This is a genomic window from Microbacterium sp. NPDC058342, assembly GCF_042723935.1.
Classification (GTDB): domain Bacteria; phylum Actinomycetota; class Actinomycetes; order Actinomycetales; family Microbacteriaceae; genus Microbacterium.
Map to the genome: position 1 here is coordinate 642,427 of NZ_JBHXID010000002.1, position 23,464 is coordinate 665,890.

The window sequence follows — 23,464 nt, forward strand, 5'->3', positions numbered from 1 at the left end:
GCGTGCGATCCCGAGGTGAGACGCTGGACGGGGACGCCCCGCTCCGCATCCGCCACCCCTGACCCCTCTCACATCCCCACAGAATCGAGACGAATCATGAGCACAACCGCATCCGACGAGAAGGCGCTCCTCGCGAGCGTGCCCGGCGGCCTCTTCATCGGCGGCCAGTGGATCGACGCCGAGGAGGGCCGCACGTTCGACGTGCGCGACCCCTCGACGGGCGACGTCATCGCCTCGATCGCGGATGCGACGCCTGCGGACGGCATCCGGGCGCTCGATGCGGCCGTCGCCGCCCAGGACGACTGGGCCGCGACCGCACCGCGCACTCGCAGCGACATCCTCCGCCGTGCCTTCGACCTCGTTCAGGCGCACAAGGAGGACCTCGCGCTGCTGATGACCCTCGAGATGGGCAAGCCGCTCGCCGAGGCGCGCGGGGAGGTCGTCTACGGCGGCGAGTTCCTGCGCTGGTTCAGCGAGGAGGCCGTGCGCATCGGCGGACGCTACGGCAGCAACCCCGAGGGCACCGGGCACATGGTCGTCTCGCAGCGCCCGGTGGGCCCGTCGTTCTTCGTCACCCCGTGGAACTTCCCGTTCGCGATGGCGACGCGCAAGATCGCCCCCGCGCTCGCCGCGGGCTGCACCGTGGTGATCAAGCCGCCGGCACTCACGCCGCTGACGACCATCTTCTTCACGAAGCTGCTCGAACAGGCGGGGCTTCCCGCCGGGGTCGTCAACGTCGTGCAGACCTCACGCTCCGGTGCGCTGTCGGGCCCGATCATCGCCGACCCGCGACTGCGCAAGCTGTCGTTCACCGGCTCGACCGAGGTGGGCCGCAAGCTCATCGCCCAGTCGGCCGAGGGCATCCTGCGTGTCTCGATGGAACTCGGCGGCAACGCGCCCTTCGTCGTGTTCGAGGACGCCGACCTCGACAAGGCGGTGGACGGCGCGATGGCGGCGAAGTTCCGTAACATCGGCCAGGCGTGCACGGCCGCCAACCGCTTCATCGTGCACCGCGACATCGCCGAGGAGTTCGCCCGCCGGGTCACCGAGCGCGTGCAGGCGATGAAGATCGGCCGGGGCACCGAGGAGGGCGTGGCCATCGGCCCGCTGATCGACGAGGACGCCGTCGCCAAGGCGCAGGAGCTCGTCGGTGACGCCGTGGAGCGCGGAGCCCGCCTGCTCACCGGCGGCAACGCGCTGCAGGGAACCGGCACCTTCTACGAGCCGACCGTGCTCACCGATGTCGTCGCGGGAAGTTCGATCCTCACCGAGGAGATCTTCGGCCCGGTGCTTGCGATCGCGACGTTCGCCGACGAGGCCGAGGCCGTGCGCCTGGCCAACGACACCGAGTACGGCCTGGTGTCGTACGTCTTCACGGAGGACCTCGGTCGCGGCCACCGGATGATCGACGCGCTCGAGACCGGGATGATGGGTCTCAACGTGGGCGTCGTCTCGAACGCCGCGGCTCCCTTCGGCGGGGTGAAGCAGTCCGGCATCGGCCGCGAGGGCGGCGCCGAGGGCATCCACGAGTACCTGTCGACCAAGTACACCCTGATCCCCAACTGACTCAGCGAAAGGAACCGACATGACCGATTACGCCGTCGTCAATCCGGCCACGGGGGAGACCGTCGCCACCTACGACACCTTCACCGGCGCACAGATCGAGGATGCGGTCGCGCGCGCCGCCGCCGCGGCCGGGACCTGGGCGGCGACCTCGCCCTCCGACCGCGCCGTCGTCATCCGGCGCATCGCCGAACTGCACCGCGAGCGCACGGACGAACTGGCAGCCATCATCGTGCGCGAGATGGGCAAGCCGATCGCCGCCGCCGTCGGCGAGGTCGAGTTCGCCGCCGACATCATCGAGTTCTACGCCGACAACATCGACAAGATCACGGCCGACCAGCCGCTGGACATCCTCGGTGACGGCACCGCCGTGGTGCGCCGGGCGCCGCTGGGGGCGCTGCTGGGCATCATGCCGTGGAACTTCCCGGCCTACCAGGTGGCGCGCTTCGCGGCCCCGAACCTGGCGATCGGCAACACGATCATCCTGAAGCACGCTCCGCAGTGCCCCGAATCGGCCGAGGCGATCGAGGCGATCTACCGCGAGGCGGGGCTTCCCGACGGCGGTTACGTGAACGTGTACGCCACGAACGAGCAGGCGGCGTCGATCGTCGCCGACCCGCGCGTGCACGGCGTCTCGGTCACCGGCTCCGAGCGCGCCGGCGCCGCCGTCGCCGAGGTCGCCGGGCGCAACCTGAAGAAGGTCGCCCTCGAGCTCGGCGGCTCGGACCCGTTCATCGTGCTCTCGACCGACGACCTCGACGCCGTGGTGCAGAACGCCGTGGACGCCCGCCTGGACAACAACGGACAGTCCTGCAACGCCGCCAAGCGCTTCATCGTCGTCGACGACCTGTACGAGGAGTTCACCTCGAAGTTCGTCGCGTCGCTCGCCGGCGTCTCGGCGGAGGACCCGACGCAGGAGGACACCGTGCTGGGACCGCTGTCGTCGCTCGCCGCCGCCGAGCGTCTGCAGGAGCAGATCGACACCGCGGTCGCCCAGGGCGCGAGCGTGCTGACCGGCGGGACCCGCGAGGGCGCGTTCTTCGCGCCGACGGTGCTCGCCGACGTGACGCCCGAGATGGACGTGTATCGCGAGGAGCTGTTCGGGCCGGCTGCGGTCGTCTATCGAGTCGCCGACGAGGCCGCCGCGGTCGAGCTGGCCAACGACACCTCGTTCGGCCTCGGCTCCTATGTGTTCACGACGGACGCCGAGCAGGCCGAGCGCGTGGCGAACAGCATCGAGGCCGGCATGGTCTACGTCAACGTCGTCCTCGCCGACAGCCCCGAGCTGCCCTTCGGCGGTGTGAAGCGCAGCGGCACCTCGCGCGAGATGGGTCTGCTGGCCGCCGACGAGTTCGTCAACAAGAAGCTCATCCGCAAGGCCTGACGCCTCGCCCGCCGCTCGCACCGGAACAGGACAGGACGGATGCCGCAGCATCCGTCCTGTTCTCGGTGAATCCCTGTTCTCGTTCTGAGCCGCGGCGCGCAATCCGCGGTTGCGCTCAGTCCTCCAGCAGGCCCCGCACCTCGCCGGCCTCGGCGGGTCGGCCGAGCTTCTCGAAGACATCGCCCAGCTCCAGTGCCGCCACCTGCAGCAGCGGGGGAAACGCCTCCGCCCGATCGATCACGCTGCGGTACAGCGGCACGGCGTCGTCCAGGCGCTCCGCCGCCACGAGCGTGCGCGCCGCGAACAGTTCCGAGCCGCCGGCGGACCCGTCATCGCCGATCGCCGCGAAGCCGTCGGCGGCCGTGAGCAGCGCCGCGACCGCCTCGTCGATGCGTCCGAGCTCCGTCAGCGCCCGCCCGCGGGAGTCGGTCACATCGGCCAGCAGCCACTCCGCGTCATTCTCGGCTGCCAGCGCGGCGACCTCGTCGAACAGCGCGAGCGCGCGCTCATCGCCCGCACCACCGTAGGCCTGCCCGAGGTTGTGCAGCACCTCCACGATCGCTCCGACCGCGCCGGTGGGCCGCACGATCTCCGCGGCCTGCTCCAGCAGGCCCCGGGCATCCTCGCCCTCTCCGAACCGGGCCAGGATCTTCGCCTGCTCGGTGAGCATCACCGCCTGCTCGGCGGGCTCCTCGCCCTGAGCATGCAGATCGGCCGCGTAGCCGAAGGCGCCGACGGCCTGACCGAACTCCTCGGAGGCCGCCAGCGAGCGCGCGAGCATGGCCACGGTGAGTGCGCGGGATGACGCTGAGACCTCGTTCTTCTCCTCGCTCTGAAGCACCTCGCCGAACAGTTCTGCCGCCTCAGCCGCGTGGCCGGCGCCCAGCAGGGCCCTGGCGAGACGGAAGTTCGCCCCGGCGAGATCGCCGCCCTCCTGCGCGATCAGGCGCGCGCCTACTCGATAGCGCAGCAGCGCCCTGTCTGTCTCGCCCGCGTCCTCCCACAGCGCGCCGGCGAGCATGTGCGCTCCGGCGAGCGAGTGCGCACCGCCCAGGGACGCGAGCACCGCCGTCGCCGCGTCGGCGTCGTCCGCGCCACCGGTGAGATCGCCCGCGCCGCCGCGGATCCGCGCGCGGGTCTCCAGCAGCCGCGCCCGCTGCCCGGGGTTGAGGGTCTCGTCCTCGAGCATCCCGTCGACGAGCGCCGAGGCGCGCTCCAGGTCGCCGGTGCGCACCAGTGCCATGATCGCCAGCAGCGACGTGCCGGCGACCAGGCGGCTGTCGCCCGCCTCGCCGAACGCGCGAGCCGCCTGCTCGGCGAGCTCCAGCGCAGCGGGTACGTCATCCGCCCGCAACCGCATCGACGCGAGGGTGAGAGCGAGGTCGCCTCGCGTCCAGGCGGGAAGCGCTGCGGCATCAGCCCACTCGCGCTCCAGGCCCGCGACATCGGCGTCCTCACCGCGTCCGAACAGAGCAAGGCCCAGCCGCGACTCGACGGCGACCTGCTCGTGCTTTCCCGCTTCGGCCAGCGCGTCGGCGCGCTCGGCGAGCAGAGCGGATGCCTCCTCCCAGCGCTCCAGCGACGCGAGAGCCCCGATGCGCAGACCGACCAGACGTGCGCGCTTCAGAGGGTCGTCCAGGCCGGTCGCGCGTGCGGCCGCGGTCAGCGCATCGGCCTCGGAGCCATAGCTGCCGAGTGCGACGGCGCGGTCGTACCATCCCTGAGCATCCCGCGGTTCCGCGGCCGCGGGGGCCGAGACGAAGGCGTCCGAGCGGATCGGCACGTCCCACCGCCCGCCGCGCAGCGCGCGCAGGCGGGCGCGGCGGGTCGCGTGGCCGTCGGTGCCGTCGCGCTCGTCGAACTCGGCGCCGATCCGATCCGCGGCCGCGTTCGCGGCATCCGCAAGGTCGGATGCCGTCCACGGCCCGTCGTGCGCACCGAAGAATCGCTCCAGGGCGGGGGCATCGGCGCCGCGCACCCGGGCATCCCCGTGGCCCGTCTCGGTCACCCTGTCGAGGGCGAGTCCGATGGCCGACAGGGCGGTGAAGTGGCCGTCGACGTTCAGCTGATCGTGCGCCAGCCACGGCAGGTGCCGCTCCACCAGCGCCAGCGCCCTGGCCTCGTTGCCGGTGACCGCGGCGAAGACGATGTTGTTCGCCACGATCGTGAGGTTGTCGGGGTTGTCCTTCGCGAGCCGGTAGCTGCGCAGGTGCGCGGACCGGGCCTCGTCGAGCCGGCCCGCGCGCAGGTAGGGCAGCAGCACGCGCGACAGGGCGTGCTCCGGCTCCTCGCCGCACGAGAACCCGCCCTCGATCATCTCCTCGACCAGGCGGATGGATTCGGCGTCACGGCCCGTGTCGGCGAAGAAGCCGGCGATCTGGCTGCGGCCGCACGCGTCGCAGTGGCTGTAGTCGTCGCGCGGCGTGGTCTCCAGCTGCACGCGCAGCGCCTCGGCGTCGTCGAAGCGTCCCGAGTCCCAGGCGTCCTCGAAGCGCGCGGTCAGCACGCCGCTCATGCCCAGGCCCGCCTTGCGGTAGTGCGCCTCCATGTCGTCGAGCACCGCGGCCACCTGCTCGGCCGAGAACGCCGGTGAGCCGCGCAGCGACGCCGCCATCCACTTGAACTGCCACATCAGGTCGGCGGCGCCGTTTTCGATGTCGAGCGGGAAGCGGTTCGGATCGGCGTCGTGCCTGGCCAGGCACCAGGCGAAGGAGTTCAGCATGACATCGGTCAGGCCGCCCATGTTCGCGGAGGCGGTCTGACGCATCCGGGCCTGATACTCCAGCCGCTCGTCGCCGATCTCCTGGGCGAGCGCGACGGCCTCTGCGACCAGGGCCTGCTCGGCGGGGCCCCACGCCGTGCTGTCGATCTCCTCCAGCAGCTGCGAGAAGCGCTTCTTCGGTCGGGCCATCACGGGCTCCTTCACAGGGTGGGCCGCCCGGGAGGGGTCGGCCAGGGGTCGAGGGGGACAGGTCAGAGCTCGAAGGGGAAACCGTCGTCGGGGATGCCCGCCGAGAGCGAGACCAGGTCGGACAGCGCCGTGGTCATCAGGGTGCGGTCGGCATCCGAGAGCGGATGGTGGCCGGCGAGCAATGCCTGGATGTACAGCAGCTGCACGGTGCGGCCGAAGACGGCGTCGTCGGTCACGCCGGCGAGCGTGCGGACGACGCGGTTGGTCCAGTTCAGGCAGAGCCGGGCGGAGAGGTCGTCGTCGCGCGCGGCGCCCACGGCGTCGTCGATTCGCGAGAGCACGCCGCCCCACAGCCCGCCGGCGATCCCCTTGGTGCGGTTGCGGTCGATCGCCCGCAGCACGGACGGATCGGCGACGTACAGGCCGGTGAGGTCGGCCCGGTCGATCGAGCGCACCACCACGGCGCATCCGGATGCGGTGAGCACGGCGCTCGCGCGGTCCTCCAGGGCGATGGCGGCCGAGCGGTCGTCGAGCGGCGGCGGATCGAGGCGATCCAGTTCGGCGGTCACGTCGATCTGCTCCACCGTGACCTCGGGATGCAGCTCCGGCAGCGCGGCGATGAGATCCGCGTCGTACAGGTAGCCTCCGTTGACGAGGATCTCGGACGACGGCACGATGCCCGCCATCTGGCGGAACTCGTCGACCGTGCGGGCGTAGCGCACGTGCGAGTGGCGCTCGACGAGATCGCCGATGCGGATGCTGCCGTGCGTGGTCTCGACCGTCAACCAGCGCGTGATGAAGCGGGCGAGCTCCTCGTCGTGACGCACCAGCGACTTCAGGCCGAGCTCGTGCACCGCGACGAACTGCGTGAGCAGGTGAGGCGCCGTGAGCCCCAGTTCGAGCACCCAGCGCCGGATGCCCGCGCCGAGCTGCTCGCGCACGTGCTCGAGAGCGCCGTCCTCGACGAGGGACTCGCGGCTGGCCGTCGGGGAGAGGCCGGTCGAGTCGACGACCGCGCGCACGAAGAACGCCCAGTCGGGGAGCACCTCGGGGGCGCGCTCGGAGAGCAGCATCCGGCCGAGATACATCCGGGTGGTCTGACGCACGTTGGGCGGCGGAGCGAAGGGCAGCACGTAGGCGAGCCCGCGCGTACCGGTGCCCGGTTCGGTGATCTCGATGACGTCCAGGGGTGCGGCGCCGATGAGGTCGCGTCCGTACTCGAGCGCGGCGTCGTCGCCTCCTTCGCCGAGGAAGGGTGCGGCGCGGGTGATCTCGACGTCGCCGTCCGGCTCGGCGACGAGGACGCGCACCGGAAGGAACTCGGCGAACGTGCGGGCGAGCTCGCGCACGGCTGCCGGGCGCAGCAGATCGGCCTGGTCGAACCGGGGCGTCAGGTGCACGCTGGTGCCCACCGGCAGCTCCTCGTCGAGCTCGGCCACCTGGAACGTGCCGTCGGAGCTGCCGATCCACTCCACGCCGGCGCCGCCCCTGGCGCTGCGGGAGCGGATCACGATGCGATCGGACACCATGAAGCAGCTGAGCAGGCCGATGCCGAACTGCCCGAGATAGTCGCTGCGCGGCAGATCGAAGATGTCGCGTTTGGAGCTGCGGCCGACGGTTGCGAGCAGGTCGGTCACCTCGGCGGCCGTGAGGCCGACGCCGTCGTCGCGCAGGACGAACTCGCCCGTCTCGTCGGTGAGCGGGACGATCCGGATGCTGCCGCCTGCCCCGTCGACCTCGCCGCGGGCGGCGATGGCGTCCCGGGCGTTCTGCAGCAGCTCGCGGAGGTACACGCGCGGGCTCGAGTAGATGTGCCTGCTGAGCAGGTCGACCACTCCGCGCAGGTCGACCTGGAACTGCTGCACGTCCGAGCTCACGGGGCCCCCTCCGGCCGTGTGGGAAATCTGTGAGCTCCAGTCTGCCCGAACCCGCCGACACGCGCGCGGGGGACCGGGTGCGCGGCGCTGCGACTCACGCGGGAGACGGCCCGGTTCGGCCGGGGGGATCGGATGCCGTACACTTGAGGGGCAGTTGTCTGCATCCTTCGCCGTGCCTTGATCGGCATCCGGAGGACGCGGACCCAGAGGCCGACGGTCTCTAGGGCGGTAGCTCAATTGGCAGAGCAGCGGTCTCCAAAACCGCAGGTTGCAGGTTCGATTCCTGTCCGCCCTGCGCGTCAGCGCACACGCTGACTCACGAAAGGTGCTTGCAGGATGGATCAGGACGACGTTCGCGGCGATGCCGTCGCAGCAGGCTCGTACTCCCTGCGTGACAAGCAGCTGGGTTTCTTCGGCCGGATCGCGCTGTTCCTGCGTCAGGTCATCAGCGAGCTGCGCAAGGTCGTCACTCCGACCCGCAAGGAGCTGATCAAGTTCACCCTGGTGGTCCTGGTCTTCGTGCTGATCGTGATGGGCCTGGTCTACGGGTTCGATTCGCTGTTCGGCTACGTGACGCACATCGTGTTCGGGGTTCCCGGCAACTGACGCACCTGCGACATCCGTCGCAGTGAACGGAAAGAAGCAACGTGTCTGAACGATATTCCGACGATGCAGACTGGGCCACGGCCGCCGAGCAGTCCAGCGAGGAGGACGAGGCCCAGGAGGGCAACGTCCTGGCCGAGCAGGAGCAGTCGTCCGCGTCGGCCGAGCACGTCGCCCTGCATGTTGAGGGCAGCGCCGACGAGGAATACGACGACACCGACGACATCGACATCGAAGACCCGGAGGCGGACGCGATCGTGAACGACGCTCTCAACCTGGACGAAGCGGCTGAGACGGAAGCAGCCGCCGAGGTCCTCAACGACGCTGTGGCAGAGGAGACCGCCGAGGCGGAGGCCGCGGAGGCCTCCGAGGTGACTCCCTACGACGGCCCCGAAGCGAACGACGACCCGGCGGAGGACGCCGAGGCGTCCCCGGCCGACGAGGACCCGTACGAGGCGTTCCGCATGGAGCTGCGGATGCTGCCGGGCAAGTGGTACGTGATCCACTCCTACGCCGGTTTCGAGCGCAAGGTGAAGGCCAACATCGAGCAGCGCAAGTCGACGCTCGAGGTCGAGGAGGAGATCTACCAGATCGAGGTCCCCATGGAGGACGTCGTCGAGATCAAGAACGGCCAGCGCAAGATGGTCACCCGCGTGCGCATCCCGGGCTACGTGCTCGTGCGCATGGAGCTCAACGAGGACACCTGGTCGGTCGTGCGTCACACCCCCGGCGTCACCGGATTCGTGGGCAACGCCCACAACCCGACGCCGCTGCGCTTCGAAGAGGCCTTCAACATGCTCAAGGCGCTCGTCGAGGTCAAGGACGTCCCCACCGCGAAGTCCATCGCCTCGAAGGGCGGCGTCGCCGTGGCCCGCCCGATGGCTGCCGAGGTCGACTTCGAGGTCGGCGAGACCATCACGATCAAGGAGGGCTCGTTCGCGGGCCTGCCCGGCACGATCAGCGAGATCAACGCCGCGAGCGGAAAGCTCACCGTGCTCGTCTCGCTCTTCGAGCGGGAGACACCGGTGGAGCTCTCCTTCGAGCAGGTCACCAAGATGGTCTGACGCCTCGCGCTGAGAATGAACGGCCGCCCCCTTCGGGGCGGCCGTTCTTCGTCTCCAGCGGGCCGGGGTCACGCGTGCTGCGCGGCCCAGTGCGGGCTCTGGATCAGGCCGATCAGGTTGCCGAACGGGTCGCTGACGGATGCCGACCACCAGCCATCGCCGCGCTGAGTCACCGGGTCGAAGGTCACGGCGCCGAGGCCGATCAGCCGGTCGAACGACGCCTGGATGTCGTCGACGTGCATGCTGACGAGGGCGCCGCCGGGCTGAGGGAGTGCGGGGCGGAAGCGGGCGTCCATCAGCGCGAACTCGTCCTCGTCGTCGCCGAAGCGCCACTCGGCGTACTGGGCGGGACCCTGCTCGGGTCGGACGAAGTAGGGGGCCGACTCGAACGCGGTCGAGTACCACTCGACGGCTGCATCCATGTCGACGGCGACGAGGTTGAGGTTGGCGAGTCCACGGAACATGACTTCTCCTTCTGCTGAGGTGCTTGTTCTTCTATGCTCGAGACTGAAGTGACCATCCTCTGATCACTTAAGAAATCTTCTGAAGAATCTTCCGAAACGAGCTTCCGCATCCGCGCCGACCGCCTCATCCAGGCCCTCCTTCTGCTGCAGGGGCGAACCCGGATCACCGCTGCGGAGCTCGCGCGTGAGCTGGAGGTCTCGGTGCCGACCGCGCGGCGCGACCTCGAGGCGCTGGCGATGTCGGGTGTGCCGATCTACCCCACCCGCGGTCGAGGCGGCGGGTGGCGTCTGATCGGCGGGGCGCGGACTGATCTGACCGGCCTCACGGAGGGCGAGGTCACCTCCCTGCTCATCGGCCTGACGCAGAGTCTGGGCGCCGAGCCCGAGCGCGTCGCTGCGGTGCGCAAGCTCGTGCGCGCCGTGCCGGCACCGTTCCGGGAGGGCGCCCAGCGGGTGGCGGATGCCACGGTGCGCGACGTTCCGTGGGGCGAGGTGCAGCCGCCATCCGTCTCCGAGACCGTGACGACACTGCAGCGGGCCATCGCCGCGCGACGACAGGTGCGGATCGAGTACGACGGATCGCAGGGCACGGCGATCCACGAGCTCGTGCCGCTCGTCGTCGGCAGCCGCGGGGCACGCTGGTACCTGCTGGCCGCTCCCGCGGCGGCCGAGGACGGAACAGTGCATGGCGAACGACTGCGCACCTACCGGGTGGACCGGATGCTCTCGGCATCCGCCCTGCCGGCCCATGGCGCGGCGCCGGCCGGCTTCGACCTCGCAGGGGAGTGGGCTCGGATGGTGGAGCGCGTCGAGGGCCTGCGCGGGGCCGTGGGTGCGACCCTGCGCGTGGAGCCGTGGGCGGTGCGCGCGCTGATCGATCGGTTCGGCGCGCAGGCGCGGATGCTGGAGGACGAGCCGGATGCCGCGGGACGCGCAGCCGTCGAGGTCAGCGCCCACCGGCTCGATGCGCTCGCCGAGCAGCTCGCGGGCTGGACGAGCGTCGCGGAGGTGATCGCGCCGCCCGAGGTGCGCGAGGAGCTGCGCCGTCTCGGGGAACGGATCGTCGAGCGGTACGCGTGAGCGGCATCCGCTCCGATCCGGTAGACTTGTGTGGTTTGTGTGCCGCTCCGGCGTGCGCGCGAACGCAACCGCGGTCCGGAGATGCCGGATCTGCGGGAGAGGGATGCCCCGGGCATCCGCTCGATGAAAGGAAAGAGAATGGCACCGAAGAAGAAGGTGACCGGCCTGATCAAGCTTCAGATCAACGCCGGTGCAGCCAACCCGGCGCCGCCGATCGGCCCCGCGCTCGGTCAGCATGGCGTCAACATCATGGAGTTCTGCAAGGCGTACAACGCCGCGACCGAGTCGCAGCGCGGCAACGTCATCCCCGTGGAGATCACCGTCTACGAGGACCGCAGCTTCACGTTCGTCCTGAAGACCCCGCCGGCAGCCGAGCTGATCAAGAAGGCCGCGGGCGTGCAGAAGGCCTCGGCCACCCCGCACACCGTCAAGGTCGGCAAGATCACCGCCGAGCAGGTCCGTCAGATCGCCGAGCAGAAGCAGGCCGACCTGAACGCGAACGACATCGACGCCGCGTCGAAGATCATCGCCGGAACCGCCCGCTCCATGGGCATCACGGTCGAGGGCTGAGGGAGATAATCATGGCTACCAAGTCCAAGGCTTACCAGGCTGCGCTCGCGAAGATCGAGGCAGACCGCTTCTACACCCCGACCGAGGCCGTGGCCCTCGCGAAGGAGACCGGCTCGGCGAAGTTCGACTCGACCATCGAGGTCGCGCTGAAGCTCTCCGTCGACCCCCGCAAGGCTGACCAGATGGTGCGCGGCACCGTCATGCTCCCGCACGGCACGGGCAAGACCGCCCGCGTCATCGTGTTCGCCAACGGCCCGGCTGCCGAGGCGGCCATCGCCGCGGGCGCCGACGAGGTCGGCGGCGCCGAGCTCATCGAGAAGGTCGCCGGCGGCTGGACCGATTTCGACGCGGCCGTGTCGACCCCTGAGCTCATGGGCCAGGTCGGTCGCCTCGGAAAGGTGCTCGGCCCCCGCGGCCTGATGCCGAACCCGAAGACCGGCACCGTGACGCCCAATCCGGCCAAGGCCGTCGAGGAGATCAAGGGCGGAAAGATCGAGTTCCGCGTCGACAAGCACGCCAACGTGCACTTCATCGTCGGCAAGGCCTCGTTCTCGGCCGAGCAGCTGGACGAGAACATCTCGGCCGCTCTCGAGGAGATCGTGCGTCTGAAGCCGTCGAGCTCGAAGGGCCGCTACATCCAGAAGGGCGCCGTGTCGACCACGTTCGGCCCCGGCATCCCGCTGGACGTCAACGCCATCTGAGCCTGACGCTCACGAAGACCCCCGCCCGGTTCTCCGGGACGGGGGTCTTCTGCGTCCGGCCCGCCGGAGGCGACATCGAGCGTCACAGAAGTCGTGCGCGCCTTCGTGGCGACGTACTGTGGGCCGAGCGCCGGACCCGGCGCCGCCCCGACCACCTGGAGATCACCGAATGATCCGCCGCCTTCCTGTCGTCATCACGGCCGTCGCACTCACCGCCGCAGTCCTGACCGCGTGCAGCAGCGCGCCGCAGCCGGACGCGGCGCCGTCGGCCGGAGGGCAGGATGACCTCGGTCTGGTCGCCAACAGCACCCTGACGGTGGCGACCGAGGGCACGTACCGCCCCTTCAGCTTCCACGAGGGTGGGGGCACCGGCGACCTCGTCGGCTACGACGTCGAGATCATCGAGGCCGTCGCCGAACGGCTCGACCTGAAGGTCGTCTTCCAGGAGACGCAGTGGGATGCGATCTTCGCCGGCCTGGACGCCGGCCGCTTCGACGTGATCGCCAATCAGGTCACGATCAATGACGAGCGTGAGGCGTCGTACCTCTTCAGCCAGCCATACACGGTCTCGCCCGGCGTGATCGTGACCGCCGATGATGACGACTCGATCTCCTCATTCGAGGATCTCGACGGCAGGACCACCGCGCAATCGCTCACGAGCAACTGGTACGAGCTCGCCACCGAGTCAGGCGCGAAGGTCGAGTCCGTCGAGGGGTGGGCGCAGGCTGTCGCACTGCTGCAGCAAGGACGCGTGGATGCCACAGTGAACGACAAGCTGACCTTCCTCGACTACGAGAAGACCGACGGCCCGACCGGGCTGAAGATCGCCGCGGAGACCGACCAGGCGGGGGAGCAGGCTTTCGTGTTCGCGAAGGATCGCGCCGCGCTCGTGGAGGCCGTCGACGGCGCGCTGGACGAGTTGCGCGCCGATGGCACTCTCGCCGAGATCAGCGAGAAGTACTTCGGCGCCGACGTCTCGAAATAGCCGATGGACGGCTGGGCGCTCTTCCTCAGCTCGCTCGGGCCGCTCGCGCTGGCCGGGGCGACTGCCTCCATTCCCCTCGCGATCGTCTCGTTTGCGCTCGGTCTGCTGATCGCCGTGGGCATCGCGCTGCTGCGCATCTCGCAGAACGGCGTCCTGTCGGGCATCGCGCGCGGCTACATCTCGGTGATCCGCGGAACCCCGCTGCTGGTGCAGCTGTTCGTGATCTTCTACGGCTTGCCCTCGATCGGCCTGTTGGTCGATCCATGGCCCAGTGCCATCATCGCGTTCTCGCTGAACGTGGGCGGCTATGCCGCCGAGATCGTCCGCGCGGCCATCCTGTCCGTTCCGCGGGGCCAGTGGGAGGCCGCGTACACGGTGGGCATGGGGAACGCCCGCACGCTGCGACGGATCATCCTGCCGCAGGCGGCACGCGTGTCGGTGCCGCCACTGTCGAACACCTTCATCTCGCTGGTCAAGGACACCTCACTCGCCTCACTCATCCTCGTCACCGAGCTCTTCCGCGTCGGCGAGCAGATCGCGGCGGCGACCCAGCGGTTCATGCTCGTCTATCTGGCGGCGGCGCTGGTGTACTGGCTCTTCTGCCTCGTGCTGTCGGGGCTCCAGAACATCGTCGAGAAGAGGCTGGACCGCTATGTCGCCCGATAGGACCACTGGAGCGGAGCCGCTGCTGACCGCCCGCGGTCTGCGCAAGAGCTTCGGAGTCGCCGAGGTGCTGCGCGGGGTCGACCTCACGTTGCATCGCGGCGAGGTCGTGGTGCTCATCGGTCCCAGCGGTTCAGGCAAGACCACCGTGCTGCGGTCGCTCAACGGCCTGGAAACCCCGGATGCCGGCATCTTGAGCATCCAGGGCGCTCCGCCCGCCGACTTCGGCGCCGGCATCGATGCCCGCGGGCGCTTCGCGCTGCGGGATCGCTCGGCCATGGTATTCCAGCATCACAACCTGTTCCCGCATCTCACGGTGCTGCAGAACGTCATCGAGGGGCCCTGGCGTGTACAGGGGCGGCCGAAGGCCGAGGTCATCGCCGAGGCACGGGACCTGCTGGCCCGTGTGGGCTTGGACGAGCGCGAGGGTGCCTACCCGCACGAGCTTTCTGGCGGGCAGCAGCAGCGTGTCGGCATCGTGCGCGCGCTGGCGCTGCGACCGGAGCTGCTGCTCTTCGGCGAGCCGACCAGTGCTCTCGATCCGGAACTCGTCGGCGAGGTCCTGCTGGTCATCAAGGAGCTCGCCGACGAGGGCTGGTCCATGATCGTCGTCACCCATGAGCTCGGCTTCGCCCGCGAGGCCGCCGATCACGTGCTGTTCCTCGACGGCGGTGCCGTCGTCGAGGAGGGGGCACCCGACGAGCTGTTCACCGCACCGCGGCACGAGCGCACGCGGAGGTTCCTCGCCCGTATCCTGCGGCCCTTGGACGGCGACGCGCGAAGCTGAGCGGTCAGCCCGTGAACACGGGGAGCACCAGGCCCACCCCGAGCACGGTCATGATCACCGCGATCGCGGCATCCAGCATCCGCCACGCCCGGGGCGTGCGCAGCCACCGTCCGAGGTGACGCGCGCCGAAGCCGAGTGCGGTGAACCACAGGATGCTGGCCAGGACGGCTCCGGCGGCGAAGATCCACCGCCCGCTGCCGTGCGTGCCCGCCACCGAGCCGAGCATGAGCACGGTGTCGAGGTAGACGTGGGGGTTCAGCCAGGTCAGTGCCAGCACGGTCGCGACCACGGGCGCCAGGCGGGTGGACGGCGCGGCGCGAGTGAGGACGGGCGCGGTCGTCCCGCCGCCCGCGGAGGCACCCGCGGGCTCGGCGGCCTCTGCGGACAGGCCCTGATCCTCGCCGCGCCACGAGCGCCGCGCCGCCAGAAGCGCGTATGCGATGAGGAACACCGCGCCCGCGAAGCGGGCGACGACGATGAGCCACGGTGCCGTCTCGATCAGCAAGCCCAGGCCGGCCACGCCGGCGGCGATCAGCACCGCGTCCGACAGGGCGCAGATCGCGACGACCGTCAGGACGTGCTCGCGGCGCAGGCCCTGGCGCAGCACGAAGACGTTCTGCGCGCCGATGGCGACGATGAGCGACAGACCGAGGCCGAGGCCGGGCAGGAAAGTGAGCACGCGGTTCACGCTACGCAAGGAGCAACATCAGCACCAGCGAAGAGAACTGCACCAGCATTAGTATCGCTTATGTGAGGATCGATGCCCAGCTCGCTGCGACCGTCGCCGTGGTCGTCGACGAGGGCAGCTTCGACGCAGCCGCTCGCCGGTTGCACGTCACCCCGTCGGCGATCAGTCAGCGCATCAAGGCGCTCGAGCAGCAGCTCGGACGCGTGGTCGTCATCCGTTCGCGGCCGGTGGTGGCGACGGAGGCCGGTGAGGCCCTGGTGCGGCTCGCGCGACAGGTGGCGCTCCTCGAGCACGACGCGGTCGCCGCGTTCGGGCTGGGGGATGCCGATGCCGCGCACGCGCCGCGCATCCGGGTGCCGCTGGCGGTCAACGCCGACTCGATGGCCACGTGGTTCCTCGCGCCGATCGCGCGCGTCGCGCAGCGGCATCCAGTCGACGTCGACCTGCATCGCGACGACCAGGACTACACCGCCCGGTTGCTGGAGTCGGGCGAGGTGATGGCGGCCGTCACGAGCGAGGCGGAGGCGGTGGGCGCAAGCGCGGTGACGCGCCTGGGTGTGCTCGAGTACCGCGCGATGGCGACGGCCGAGTACGTCGCGCGGTGGTTCGCCGGTGGTGTGACGGACGCGGCCCTGCGCACGGCGCCGTTCGTCGACTTCGACCGGCGCGACTCCCTGCAGCACGACTGGCTGCGATCCCGGGGAGTCGATCCGTGGCCGGTGCCGCGGCACTACGTCCCTGCATCGCACGACTTCTCGCAGGCCGTGCGCCTCGGTCTCGGCTGGGGTCTCATCCCCGCTCCTCAGGCCGGCGACGACCTCGTCGACCTCGGCGGGCCGACCACTCGGGTTCCGTTGTACTGGCAGCAGTGGAATCTGCGCTCGCCCCTGCTCGACGCGATCGCGGCCGAGGTGGCCGCCGAGGCGCACCGCGTGCTCGCCCCGTTCTGACATACCGGCCCCGGAAGCGCCCTTCCTCGCCGACGGCGAAGGCCGCAGTGACGATCAGGCGACAGTGCGCGAAGGGGGTCAGTCCGCCAGCGCCAGCGCGCGGAACATGTCCCGCTCGCGGAGGGAGTCGCGGCGTGCGGATGCGAGGGGCGCCCTGCTCGGCGGAACCTGGCCGGTGGTCCGGTGGTACAGCTCGTCGATCAGCCGATTCGCCATGCCGACGAGCCGGGTGATCTCGCGCTCGTCGCGATCGATCCAGACGCACTTGGGCTCGTCGTGGATCGGCTGGAAGTCATCGTGCTCCTCCCAGACGAACAGCGTCCGGTCGGCGCCTAGCACATGCTGCTGCCACCACACCTGCCGGAGATAGGTGCGGGGGATCGTTCGCCACGACTTGTTCGTGGTCTTGATCTCGGCGAGCAGCACGCGCCCCGATGCCTCCTGCACGATGCCGTCGGGAGTGGCGAGGTGGCGCTTCTCCACTTCGGCATGGAACAGGGCGGAGGAGGGAAGGATGCCGTGGGTCGCGGCGACCCAGGCGGCGATCTCGGGTTCGCGGCGCCGCCCGTGATCGGTATAGGCGTTCCCCCCGAAGCGAGGCCCCGCTCCGAGCTTGGCGTCGGCCGCCCGCGCGATGGAGGCCTCTCCGGAGAGTCCGGCGACATCGGTCGCGGTGATCCCCCGAGCCCGCGCTCGCAACCATGCCACCCGGTCGCGGGAGTCCGCGAGGATGCGAGCTTCGAGTTCCGGGGTCACCCATCGACCATACGCCAGGCATCCCCCATCCCCGACTCCCCACGCCGCATCCGCCCCGCTCCTCCCGCTCGCCGCCGAGACGCGGGATTTGGGGGAGAGGGGCGGATGCCGTAGAGTTGTCTCAACCGAAGACCGCCGGTCATCGTCGTGTGCGAACACGGGGATCGAAGCACTGCTCAGCAGGGGCCCGCGCAGGTGTCATAGAGAGTCTCTCCCGGGAAACATGCTCCGTGCGCTTGCGCCGGAGCTTTTTTGTTGCAGCGGCGGATGGTCGAGGTCGACGCCCCGCAGCCGCGTGGCGTCCGTACACGTAAGGAGTGACCATGGCGCAGAAGGATGCAACGGTTGCCGAGCTCACGAAGTCTTTCGAGAACTCGAACGCCGTCCTGCTGACCGAGTACCGCGGTCTGACGGTTGCCCAGCTCAAGCAGTTGCGCAACGACATCCGTCAGGACGCGGAGTACGCCGTGGTGAAGAACACGCTGACCAAGATCGCCGCGAACAACGCGGGGATCACGACGCTGGACGACGACCTCAAGGGTCCGTCGGCCGTCGCGTTCGTGCACGGTGACTTCGTCGCCACCGCCAAGGCTCTGCGTGACTTCGCCAAGGCCAACCCGCTTCTCGTGATCAAGGGCGGCGTCTTCGAGGGCAAGACCCTCGACGCCGACGAGGTCAACAAGTACGCCTCGCTCGAGAGCCGTGAGGTTCTGCTGGCGAAGGCAGCGGGCATGATGAAGGCGACGATGGGCAAGGCTGCCGCCACCATCGACGCGCTTCGCGAAAAGCTGGAGACCGCCGAGGCCGCGTGAGCGACCCGCGATCTTCCCGAACAAACCCCATTTATTAGGAGAAACATCATGGCGAAGCTTTCCACTGAGGAGCTGCTGGAGCAGTTTGCTGGTCTTACCCTTGTCGAGCTCAGCGATTTCGTGAAGGCGTTCGAGGAGAAGTTCGACGTCACCGCTGCCGCCCCCGTCGCCGTCGCCGGCGCTGCTGGTGGCGCTGGTGCTGCGGAGGCCGAGGAGGAGAAGGACTCGTTCGACGTCATCCTCGAGGCCGCCGGCGACAAGAAGATCCAGGTCATCAAGACGGTCCGCGAGCTCACCTCGCTGGGCCTCGGCGAGGCCAAGGCCGTCGTCGACGGTGCTCCGAAGGCCGTCCTCGAGGGCGCCAACAAGGAGACCGCCGAGAAGGCGAAGGCCGCTCTGGAAGAGGCCGGCGCGACGGTCACCCTCAAGTAATCACGCTGCACAAGCGTCACGCGGAAGGCCCCGGGATCCCGGGGCCTTCCGTCGTCTGCGGACGATCCCTCGTGGAGGCGGTGCGGATGCCGGCGCGGACGTCAGCCCCGTGGCCCGGCGGTGGATGAGCGCACCACGAGCTCTGCGGGGAGCACCTGCCGCAGGGGCTCGGCGTCAGGCTCCTCCATCCGGCGGCGCAACAGCTCGACGGCGGCGAGGCCCTGGGCGTGCGGCCGCTGCCTGACCGTGGTGAGAGCGAACATCTCGGCGTGCTCGTGATCGTCGATGCCGACCACGCTCAGCTCCGCCGGCACCGACAGGCCGAGCCGCCGCGCGGCGATGATGCCGCCGATCGCCGCCTCGTCGCACACCGCGACGACCGCCGTCGGCCGCCGCTGGCGGTCGCCGAGCATCCGCACCCCGGCTTCGTACCCGCCCGGCATCGTCGGGGGTCCCGGTGCATGCCGGATGCGCGACTCCAGGCCGGCCGCGGTCATCGCGCTTCGGTATCCGGTGCGTCGTCGGTCGTCGCCGAAGGCGTGCGTGGCGGCATCCGCCCGCCCGCCGAGGAAGACGATGTCGCGATGGCCGAGGTCGATGAGGTGCTCGGTCGCGAGGCGCGCGGCCCCCTCGTCGTCGATCGCCACCGCGCTCACGCCGTGGCTGTACGCCCCGACGCACACGAGCGGGGACTCCACCTGCACCAGGCGCTCGAGCTCGGCGGCGCGGGGCTGGATCCCGATCGCGATGATCCCGTCGAGCCGGCGGCGGGGAAGCACCTCCTCGAAGAGCCGCGACCGCTCCGAGGATTCGTCCTGCACGCCGTAGAGAACCAGGTCCTGGCCGGAGGCCAGAAGCCCCTGCTGGATGCCCGAGAGCAGCTCTGCGAAGAACCAGCGGTGCAGCGACGGCATGATCACCCCGACGGAGAGGGTGCGGCCGGTCGCCAGGCTGGTGGCGGAGGAGTGCGCGACGTACGAGAGCTCCCGGGCCGCCGCCTGCACCTTCGCCCGCGCCGCATCCGACACGTAGCCGCCGCCGCTGAGCGCGCGACTGGCGGTGGCCTTGGAGACCCCGGCGCGTGCGGCGACGTCGGCGATCGTGCTCATGGTTCCCTCCGGTCGGGCTCCCGAAAGCGTACCGACATCCCGAGTCGAAGGGAACCGGTTCCACAAGATAGGCTATGGGAGCGCTCCCATTCGTCTCATCACGTCTGGACAACGGTTGTGAGGTTGTCCGGTGAGGGCATTGTGCCGGGGCGCCCGGGGCAAGTAGGTTGTCCTGGAATCGGTTCCTCAACGGTCGCGGCGATCGCTGCCGGGGAGGACCGGGATCCACCCGAAGAGGAGAAAACACATGGCTCTGTCACAGCGATACCGCCTGCTTGCTCCCCTCGCGCTGGTCGGGGCGACGGCACTCGCCCTCACCGGCTGCGCGGAGGCCGAACCCGGCGGAGGAGGCGGCGGCACCGAGGGCGCGACCGTCCGCATCTCGGGAGGCATCACCGGAATCGAGGCCGACGACCTCAACAAGTCCTTCGAGGCCTTCGAGGACGAGACCGGCATCAAGGTCGAGTACACGGGCGACAAGAGCTTCGAGGGCAACATCGTCACCAAGGTGACCGGTGGCGACGCTCCCGACATCGCGATCGTGCCCCAGCCCGGTCTGCTCAAGACGCTCGTCGACACGGGCAAGGTGCAGGCCGCACCGGAGGGCGTGGAGAAGGCCGTCGACGAGAACTGGTCCGAGGACTGGAAGAGCTACGGCACGTTCGACGACACCTTCTACGCGGCACCGATGCTCGCGAACCTCAAGGGCTACGTCTGGTACTCCCCGGCGAGCTTCAAGGAGTGGGGCGTCGAGGTTCCCAAGACCTGGGACGACATGCTCGCCCTCACCGACACGATCCGCCAGAAGACCGGCGAGGCACCGTGGTGCGCCGGCTTCGCATCCGACGCGGCGTCCGGCTGGCCGGGCACCGACTGGATCGAGGACCTCGTCCTCCGCCAGGCAGGCCCGGACGTGTACGACGACTGGATCGCGGGCGACGTGAAGTTCACCGACCCCGAGATCAAGGGCGCCTTCGACGCCGTCGGCACCATCCTGCTCGACGAGAACTACGTCAACGCCGGCTTCGGCGGGGTGAAGAGCATCAACTCCACGGCGTTCGCCGACGTCGCGGCCAAGGTCGCCGACGGCAGCTGCGCGCTGACCCACCAGGCGTCCTTCCTGTCGGCCAACTTCCTCGACGTGAAGAACGCCGACGGCGAGACCCCGACGGTCGCTCCCGACGGTGACGTCTACGCGTTCATCATGCCGGGCATGACCGAGGGCGAGCTGCAGGTCGAGGGCGGCGGCGAGTTCGTCGCGGCCTTCAACGACGACGAGGCGACCGTCAAGGTTCTCGAGTTCATGGCATCGCCCGAGTTCGCCGACGCTCGCGTGGAGCTCGGCGGCGTGATCTCGGCCAACAAGAACGCCGATGCCACCCTCGCCAGCAGTGAGTTCCTGCAGGAGGCCATGGGCATCATGCAGGACGACGCCACGGTCTTCCGCTTCGACGCCTCCGACCTCATGCCGTCCACGGTGGGCTCGGGCTCGTTCTGGAAGGGCATGGTCGACTGGGTCGACGGCAAGGCGACCGAGCAGGTGCTCAGCGACATCCAGGCCGGTTACGAGAACTGACCGGTGGCGCTAGTCTGAGCGCAACCCGCTGACAGGTGCGGGGTCGGGCCTCACGGCCCGGCCCCGCACCCGCATCGACGAAGGGCCGTCGGCGACGGCCCACCGGATCGCATGAGTCCGGAGCCGTACTCATAAGGGGAACCCATGTCACTAGTCTCTGTCGACGAACAGCAGCGCACCGACGAGCTGCCGCAGACGACGCACGGGGTCGACGCGAAGGGGCGGGCCATCACCCGCATCGTCGTGATCGTCGGCTTCGTGCTCATCGCCGCACTGCTGTTCCTGCTGATCTTCTCGACTCCTGTCGAGGACCCGGCGCGCATCGCCCTCGGGCCGGTCTCGCTGAACACCTTCTTCCTGTGGCTGGGCGGCCTGCATCCGCTGGTGCAGATCCCCGCCGTGCTGCTCGTGTTCGCCGCCGTCGTCGGCGTCGTGCTCGTGCTCATCGAGTACGCCCCGCGACCCGGACGCGGATACTTCATCATGCGGCTGGTGGCCTGCCTGGTCATCCCGGTGCTCGCCTTCATGCTGCTGCGCCCGTACGCCAACGCGGTGCTCTACGTCGTCGCGATCGCCCTCCTGGTCGGCGCGCTGCTGTTCTTCGCCGACTACCGCTCCCGGCAGGGTGCGGGCTACCTGTTCCAGCTGGTCCTCTTCATGGCCCCGGCGGCGATCATGCTGCTGCTCGGCCTGATCTACCCGGCGATCTCCACCTTCTTCAAGTCGTTCTTCGACAAGACGGGCACCGACTTCGTCGGCCTGGAGAACTACATCTGGGTGTTCACCAACCCGGTGGGTGCGGCATCGGTCATCAACACGCTCATCTGGGCGCTGCTGGCGCCCACGATCTCGGTGGCCTTCGGCCTCGCCTACGCGGTCTTCATCGATCGGGCGCGCGGTGAGAAGATCCTCAAGGTGCTGGTGTTCATGCCCGTCGCGATCTCGTTCGTCGGCGCCGGCATCATCTGGAAGTTCATGTACGACTACCGCCAGGACGACCAGCTCGGCCTGCTGAACGCCATCGTGACGATGTTCGGCGGCGACCCGGTGAACTGGCTCGCGGTGCAGCCCGTCATCAACACCCTGATGCTGCTGATCGTCTTCATCTGGACACAGACCGGCTTCGCGATGGTGATCCTCTCCGCAGCCATCAAGGCCGTGCCCGCCGAGCAGCTCGAAGCGGCCGAGCTCGACGGCACCAACGCCTGGCAGCGCTTCACCAACGTGACCGTGCCCGGCATCCGCTCCTCGCTGATCGTCGTGCTCACCACCATCACGATCGCCTCGCTGAAGGTGTACGACATCGTCGCGGTGATGACCGGCGGGCGCGACGACACCACCGTGCTCGGCTTCGAGATGGTCAACCAGCAGCAGCGGTTCCAGAGCTACGGACACTCCTCGGCGCTCGCCGTGGTGCTGTTCCTGTTCGTGCTGCCCCTGATCGTCTACAACGCCCGGTCGCTGAGCAAGCAGAGGGAGATCCGCTGATGAGCGCCACGCAAGCCGTCGTCGCCGACAACCGCACCAAGCGGCAGATCGCCCGCGACACCCGCCGCAACGAGGCCATCGCCCACAAGAAGCTCACGTCGAAGGGCGCGACGATCGCCGCGGTGATCATCGCCTTCTTTTGGACGATCCCGACGTTCGGTCTGTTCGTCACCTCGTTCCGCCCCGGCGCGGACACCCAGTCGACCGGCTGGTGGACGGCGTTCACGAACCCCGAGTTCACCCTCGAGAACTACATCGAGGCGCTGAACTCGGGCGGGACCTCGACCACCCTGGCCACCGCGTTCGTGAACTCCCTCGCGATCACGATCCCGGCCACGGTCTTCCCGATCGTGATCGCGTCACTGGCCGCGTACGCCTTCGCGTGGATCGACTTCAAGGGCCGCAACATGCTCTTCGTCTTCGTGTTCGCGCTGCAGATCGTGCCGCTGCAGATGGCGCTCGTGCCGCTGCTGAGCCTGTTCTCCGGCGGCCTCACCATCGGCGACGTGCAGGTGTTCCCGGGGCTGAGCCTGAACGACGTGGAGTTCAGCTTCGCCCGCGTCTGGATCGCGCACGCGATCTTCGCGCTGCCGCTGGCGACGTTCATGCTGCACAACTTCATCTCGGAGATCCCCGGCGACATCGTCGAGGCGGCGCGCGTGGACGGCGCCGGGCACGGTCAGGTGTTCTTCCGCATCATCCTGCCGCTGGCGATGCCGGCCATCGCCTCGTTCGGCATCTTCCAGTTCCTGTGGGTGTGGAACGACCTGCTGGTCGCGACCATCTTCGCCTCGCCCGGTGCGCTGCCGATCACGCAGGCGCTGAACTCGCTGTCGGGAACCTGGGGCAACCGGTGGTTCCTGCAGTCGGCGGGAACCTTCATCTCGATCATCGTCCCGCTGATCGTGTTCTTCGCGCTGCAGCGCTTCTTCGTGCGCGGCCTGCTGGCCGGCGCGACGAAGGGCTGACCGGCCAGGGCCGCAGCTCCACGGTGCGCTGAT

Annotated in this window: 22 protein-coding genes and 1 tRNA gene; 17 read left to right on the top strand and 6 right to left on the bottom strand. The window is 69.4% G+C overall.

All coding sequences use genetic code 11. The features are described 5' to 3' along the window. The first annotated feature begins 96 nt into the window (after positions 1-96). Together ACFWHT_RS12995 and ACFWHT_RS13000 are read left to right on the top strand one after the other, a co-directional pair. Positions 97-1,566: an NAD-dependent succinate-semialdehyde dehydrogenase gene (locus ACFWHT_RS12995; protein WP_378829166.1), complete on the top strand. Its 1,470-nt coding sequence runs from the start codon at positions 97-99 to the stop codon at positions 1,564-1,566. A gap of 19 nt (positions 1,567-1,585) precedes the next feature. After that, on the top strand, positions 1,586-2,947 hold the full coding sequence (locus tag ACFWHT_RS13000; protein ID WP_378829168.1) for an NAD-dependent succinate-semialdehyde dehydrogenase: 1,362 nt from the start codon (positions 1,586-1,588) through the stop codon (positions 2,945-2,947). A gap of 115 nt (positions 2,948-3,062) precedes the next feature. On the opposite strand, the gene ACFWHT_RS13005 is transcribed toward ACFWHT_RS13000, so the two are convergent. Both ACFWHT_RS13005 and ACFWHT_RS13010 read right to left on the bottom strand, forming a co-directional pair. Next, positions 3,063-5,858 carry a hypothetical protein gene (locus ACFWHT_RS13005; protein WP_378829170.1) on the bottom strand — a complete coding sequence of 932 codons (2,796 nt, stop codon included), beginning with the start codon at positions 5,856-5,858 and terminating at the stop codon, positions 3,063-3,065. 62 nt (positions 5,859-5,920) lie between these two features. Beyond that, positions 5,921-7,735 carry an HSP90 family protein gene (locus tag ACFWHT_RS13010; RefSeq protein ID WP_378829173.1) on the bottom strand — a complete coding sequence of 605 codons (1,815 nt, stop codon included), beginning with the start codon at positions 7,733-7,735 and terminating at the stop codon, positions 5,921-5,923. Between the two features lie 222 nt (positions 7,736-7,957). Between ACFWHT_RS13010 and ACFWHT_RS13015 the strand changes: the two genes are divergently transcribed. The 3 genes from ACFWHT_RS13015 to nusG all read left to right on the top strand — a co-directional run bounded on the left by ACFWHT_RS13015 (position 7,958) and on the right by nusG (position 9,402). Continuing rightward, positions 7,958-8,030, top strand: a tRNA-Trp gene (locus ACFWHT_RS13015). A gap of 41 nt (positions 8,031-8,071) precedes the next feature. Beyond that, positions 8,072-8,341, top strand: coding sequence for a preprotein translocase subunit SecE (gene secE / locus ACFWHT_RS13020; protein ID WP_378829175.1), 270 nt, complete (start codon positions 8,072-8,074; stop codon positions 8,339-8,341). Positions 8,342-8,382: 41 nt separating this feature from the next. Continuing rightward, positions 8,383-9,402 (top strand): transcription termination/antitermination protein NusG, encoded by a 1,020-nt coding sequence (nusG, locus tag ACFWHT_RS13025; protein ID WP_378829177.1) that lies wholly within the window; start codon positions 8,383-8,385, stop codon positions 9,400-9,402. A gap of 68 nt (positions 9,403-9,470) precedes the next feature. On the opposite strand, the gene ACFWHT_RS13030 is transcribed toward nusG, so the two are convergent. Continuing rightward, positions 9,471-9,866 (bottom strand): VOC family protein, encoded by a 396-nt coding sequence (locus ACFWHT_RS13030; RefSeq protein ID WP_378829180.1) that lies wholly within the window; start codon positions 9,864-9,866, stop codon positions 9,471-9,473. Between the two features lie 126 nt (positions 9,867-9,992). Here ACFWHT_RS13030 and ACFWHT_RS13035 point away from each other — a divergent pair, with 126 nt between their 5' ends. The 6 genes from ACFWHT_RS13035 to ACFWHT_RS13060 all read left to right on the top strand — a co-directional run bounded on the left by ACFWHT_RS13035 (position 9,993) and on the right by ACFWHT_RS13060 (position 14,652). Further along, the gene (locus ACFWHT_RS13035) at positions 9,993-10,946 is read left to right on the top strand and encodes a helix-turn-helix transcriptional regulator (RefSeq protein WP_378829494.1); all 954 of its coding nucleotides are present in this window, start codon (positions 9,993-9,995) and stop codon (positions 10,944-10,946) included. A gap of 138 nt (positions 10,947-11,084) precedes the next feature. Beyond that, positions 11,085-11,516, top strand: coding sequence for a 50S ribosomal protein L11 (rplK, locus tag ACFWHT_RS13040; RefSeq protein WP_311256703.1), 432 nt, complete (start codon positions 11,085-11,087; stop codon positions 11,514-11,516). Between the two features lie 11 nt (positions 11,517-11,527). Beyond that, complete coding sequence (rplA, locus tag ACFWHT_RS13045; RefSeq protein ID WP_378829183.1) at positions 11,528-12,217, top strand: 50S ribosomal protein L1; 690 nt, start codon at positions 11,528-11,530, stop codon at positions 12,215-12,217. 169 nt (positions 12,218-12,386) lie between these two features. After that, positions 12,387-13,202 (top strand): amino acid ABC transporter substrate-binding protein, encoded by an 816-nt coding sequence (locus tag ACFWHT_RS13050; protein WP_378829185.1) that lies wholly within the window; start codon positions 12,387-12,389, stop codon positions 13,200-13,202. A gap of 3 nt (positions 13,203-13,205) precedes the next feature. Beyond that, positions 13,206-13,868 (top strand): amino acid ABC transporter permease, encoded by a 663-nt coding sequence (locus tag ACFWHT_RS13055; protein WP_378829188.1) that lies wholly within the window; start codon positions 13,206-13,208, stop codon positions 13,866-13,868. Continuing rightward, complete coding sequence (locus ACFWHT_RS13060) at positions 13,855-14,652, top strand: amino acid ABC transporter ATP-binding protein (RefSeq protein WP_378829190.1); 798 nt, start codon at positions 13,855-13,857, stop codon at positions 14,650-14,652. Before ACFWHT_RS13055 ends, ACFWHT_RS13060 begins: the two co-directional genes overlap by 14 nt. A 4-nt stretch (positions 14,653-14,656) precedes the next feature. On the opposite strand, the gene ACFWHT_RS13065 is transcribed toward ACFWHT_RS13060, so the two are convergent. Further along, positions 14,657-15,331 carry a LysE/ArgO family amino acid transporter gene (locus ACFWHT_RS13065; protein ID WP_378829192.1) on the bottom strand — a complete coding sequence of 225 codons (675 nt, stop codon included), beginning with the start codon at positions 15,329-15,331 and terminating at the stop codon, positions 14,657-14,659. A gap of 71 nt (positions 15,332-15,402) precedes the next feature. On the opposite strand from ACFWHT_RS13065, the gene ACFWHT_RS13070 reads away from it, so the two are divergent. Next, positions 15,403-16,290 carry a LysR family transcriptional regulator ArgP gene (locus ACFWHT_RS13070; RefSeq protein WP_378829195.1) on the top strand — a complete coding sequence of 296 codons (888 nt, stop codon included), beginning with the start codon at positions 15,403-15,405 and terminating at the stop codon, positions 16,288-16,290. A 78-nt stretch (positions 16,291-16,368) separates the two neighbouring features. Here the strand turns inward: ACFWHT_RS13070 and ACFWHT_RS13075 are convergent, their stop codons facing one another. Beyond that, positions 16,369-17,046, bottom strand: coding sequence for a YqaJ viral recombinase family protein (locus ACFWHT_RS13075; RefSeq protein WP_378829197.1), 678 nt, complete (start codon positions 17,044-17,046; stop codon positions 16,369-16,371). A gap of 323 nt (positions 17,047-17,369) precedes the next feature. On the opposite strand from ACFWHT_RS13075, the gene rplJ reads away from it, so the two are divergent. Both rplJ and rplL read left to right on the top strand, forming a co-directional pair. Further along, a complete protein-coding gene (gene rplJ, locus ACFWHT_RS13080; RefSeq protein ID WP_378829199.1) occupies positions 17,370-17,858 on the top strand; it encodes a 50S ribosomal protein L10 in 489 nt (162 codons plus the stop codon). Between the two features lie 48 nt (positions 17,859-17,906). Then, the gene (rplL, locus tag ACFWHT_RS13085) at positions 17,907-18,290 is read left to right on the top strand and encodes a 50S ribosomal protein L7/L12 (protein WP_094262145.1); all 384 of its coding nucleotides are present in this window, start codon (positions 17,907-17,909) and stop codon (positions 18,288-18,290) included. 101 nt (positions 18,291-18,391) lie between these two features. Here rplL and ACFWHT_RS13090 read toward each other — a convergent pair whose 3' ends face one another. Further along, a complete protein-coding gene (locus ACFWHT_RS13090) occupies positions 18,392-19,399 on the bottom strand; it encodes a LacI family DNA-binding transcriptional regulator (RefSeq protein ID WP_378829201.1) in 1,008 nt (335 codons plus the stop codon). Positions 19,400-19,646: 247 nt separating this feature from the next. Between ACFWHT_RS13090 and ACFWHT_RS13095 the strand changes: the two genes are divergently transcribed. From ACFWHT_RS13095 to ACFWHT_RS13105, 3 genes are all read left to right on the top strand, one after another. Further along, positions 19,647-20,975, top strand: a complete 1,329-nt coding sequence (locus tag ACFWHT_RS13095; protein WP_378829203.1) for an ABC transporter substrate-binding protein — start codon at positions 19,647-19,649, stop codon at positions 20,973-20,975. 144 nt (positions 20,976-21,119) lie between these two features. Continuing rightward, positions 21,120-22,463 (top strand): carbohydrate ABC transporter permease, encoded by a 1,344-nt coding sequence (locus tag ACFWHT_RS13100; RefSeq protein WP_378829206.1) that lies wholly within the window; start codon positions 21,120-21,122, stop codon positions 22,461-22,463. Then, complete coding sequence (locus ACFWHT_RS13105) at positions 22,463-23,431, top strand: carbohydrate ABC transporter permease (RefSeq protein ID WP_378829208.1); 969 nt, start codon at positions 22,463-22,465, stop codon at positions 23,429-23,431. Before ACFWHT_RS13100 ends, ACFWHT_RS13105 begins: the two co-directional genes overlap by 1 nt. Positions 23,432-23,464: the final 33 nt, after the last annotated feature.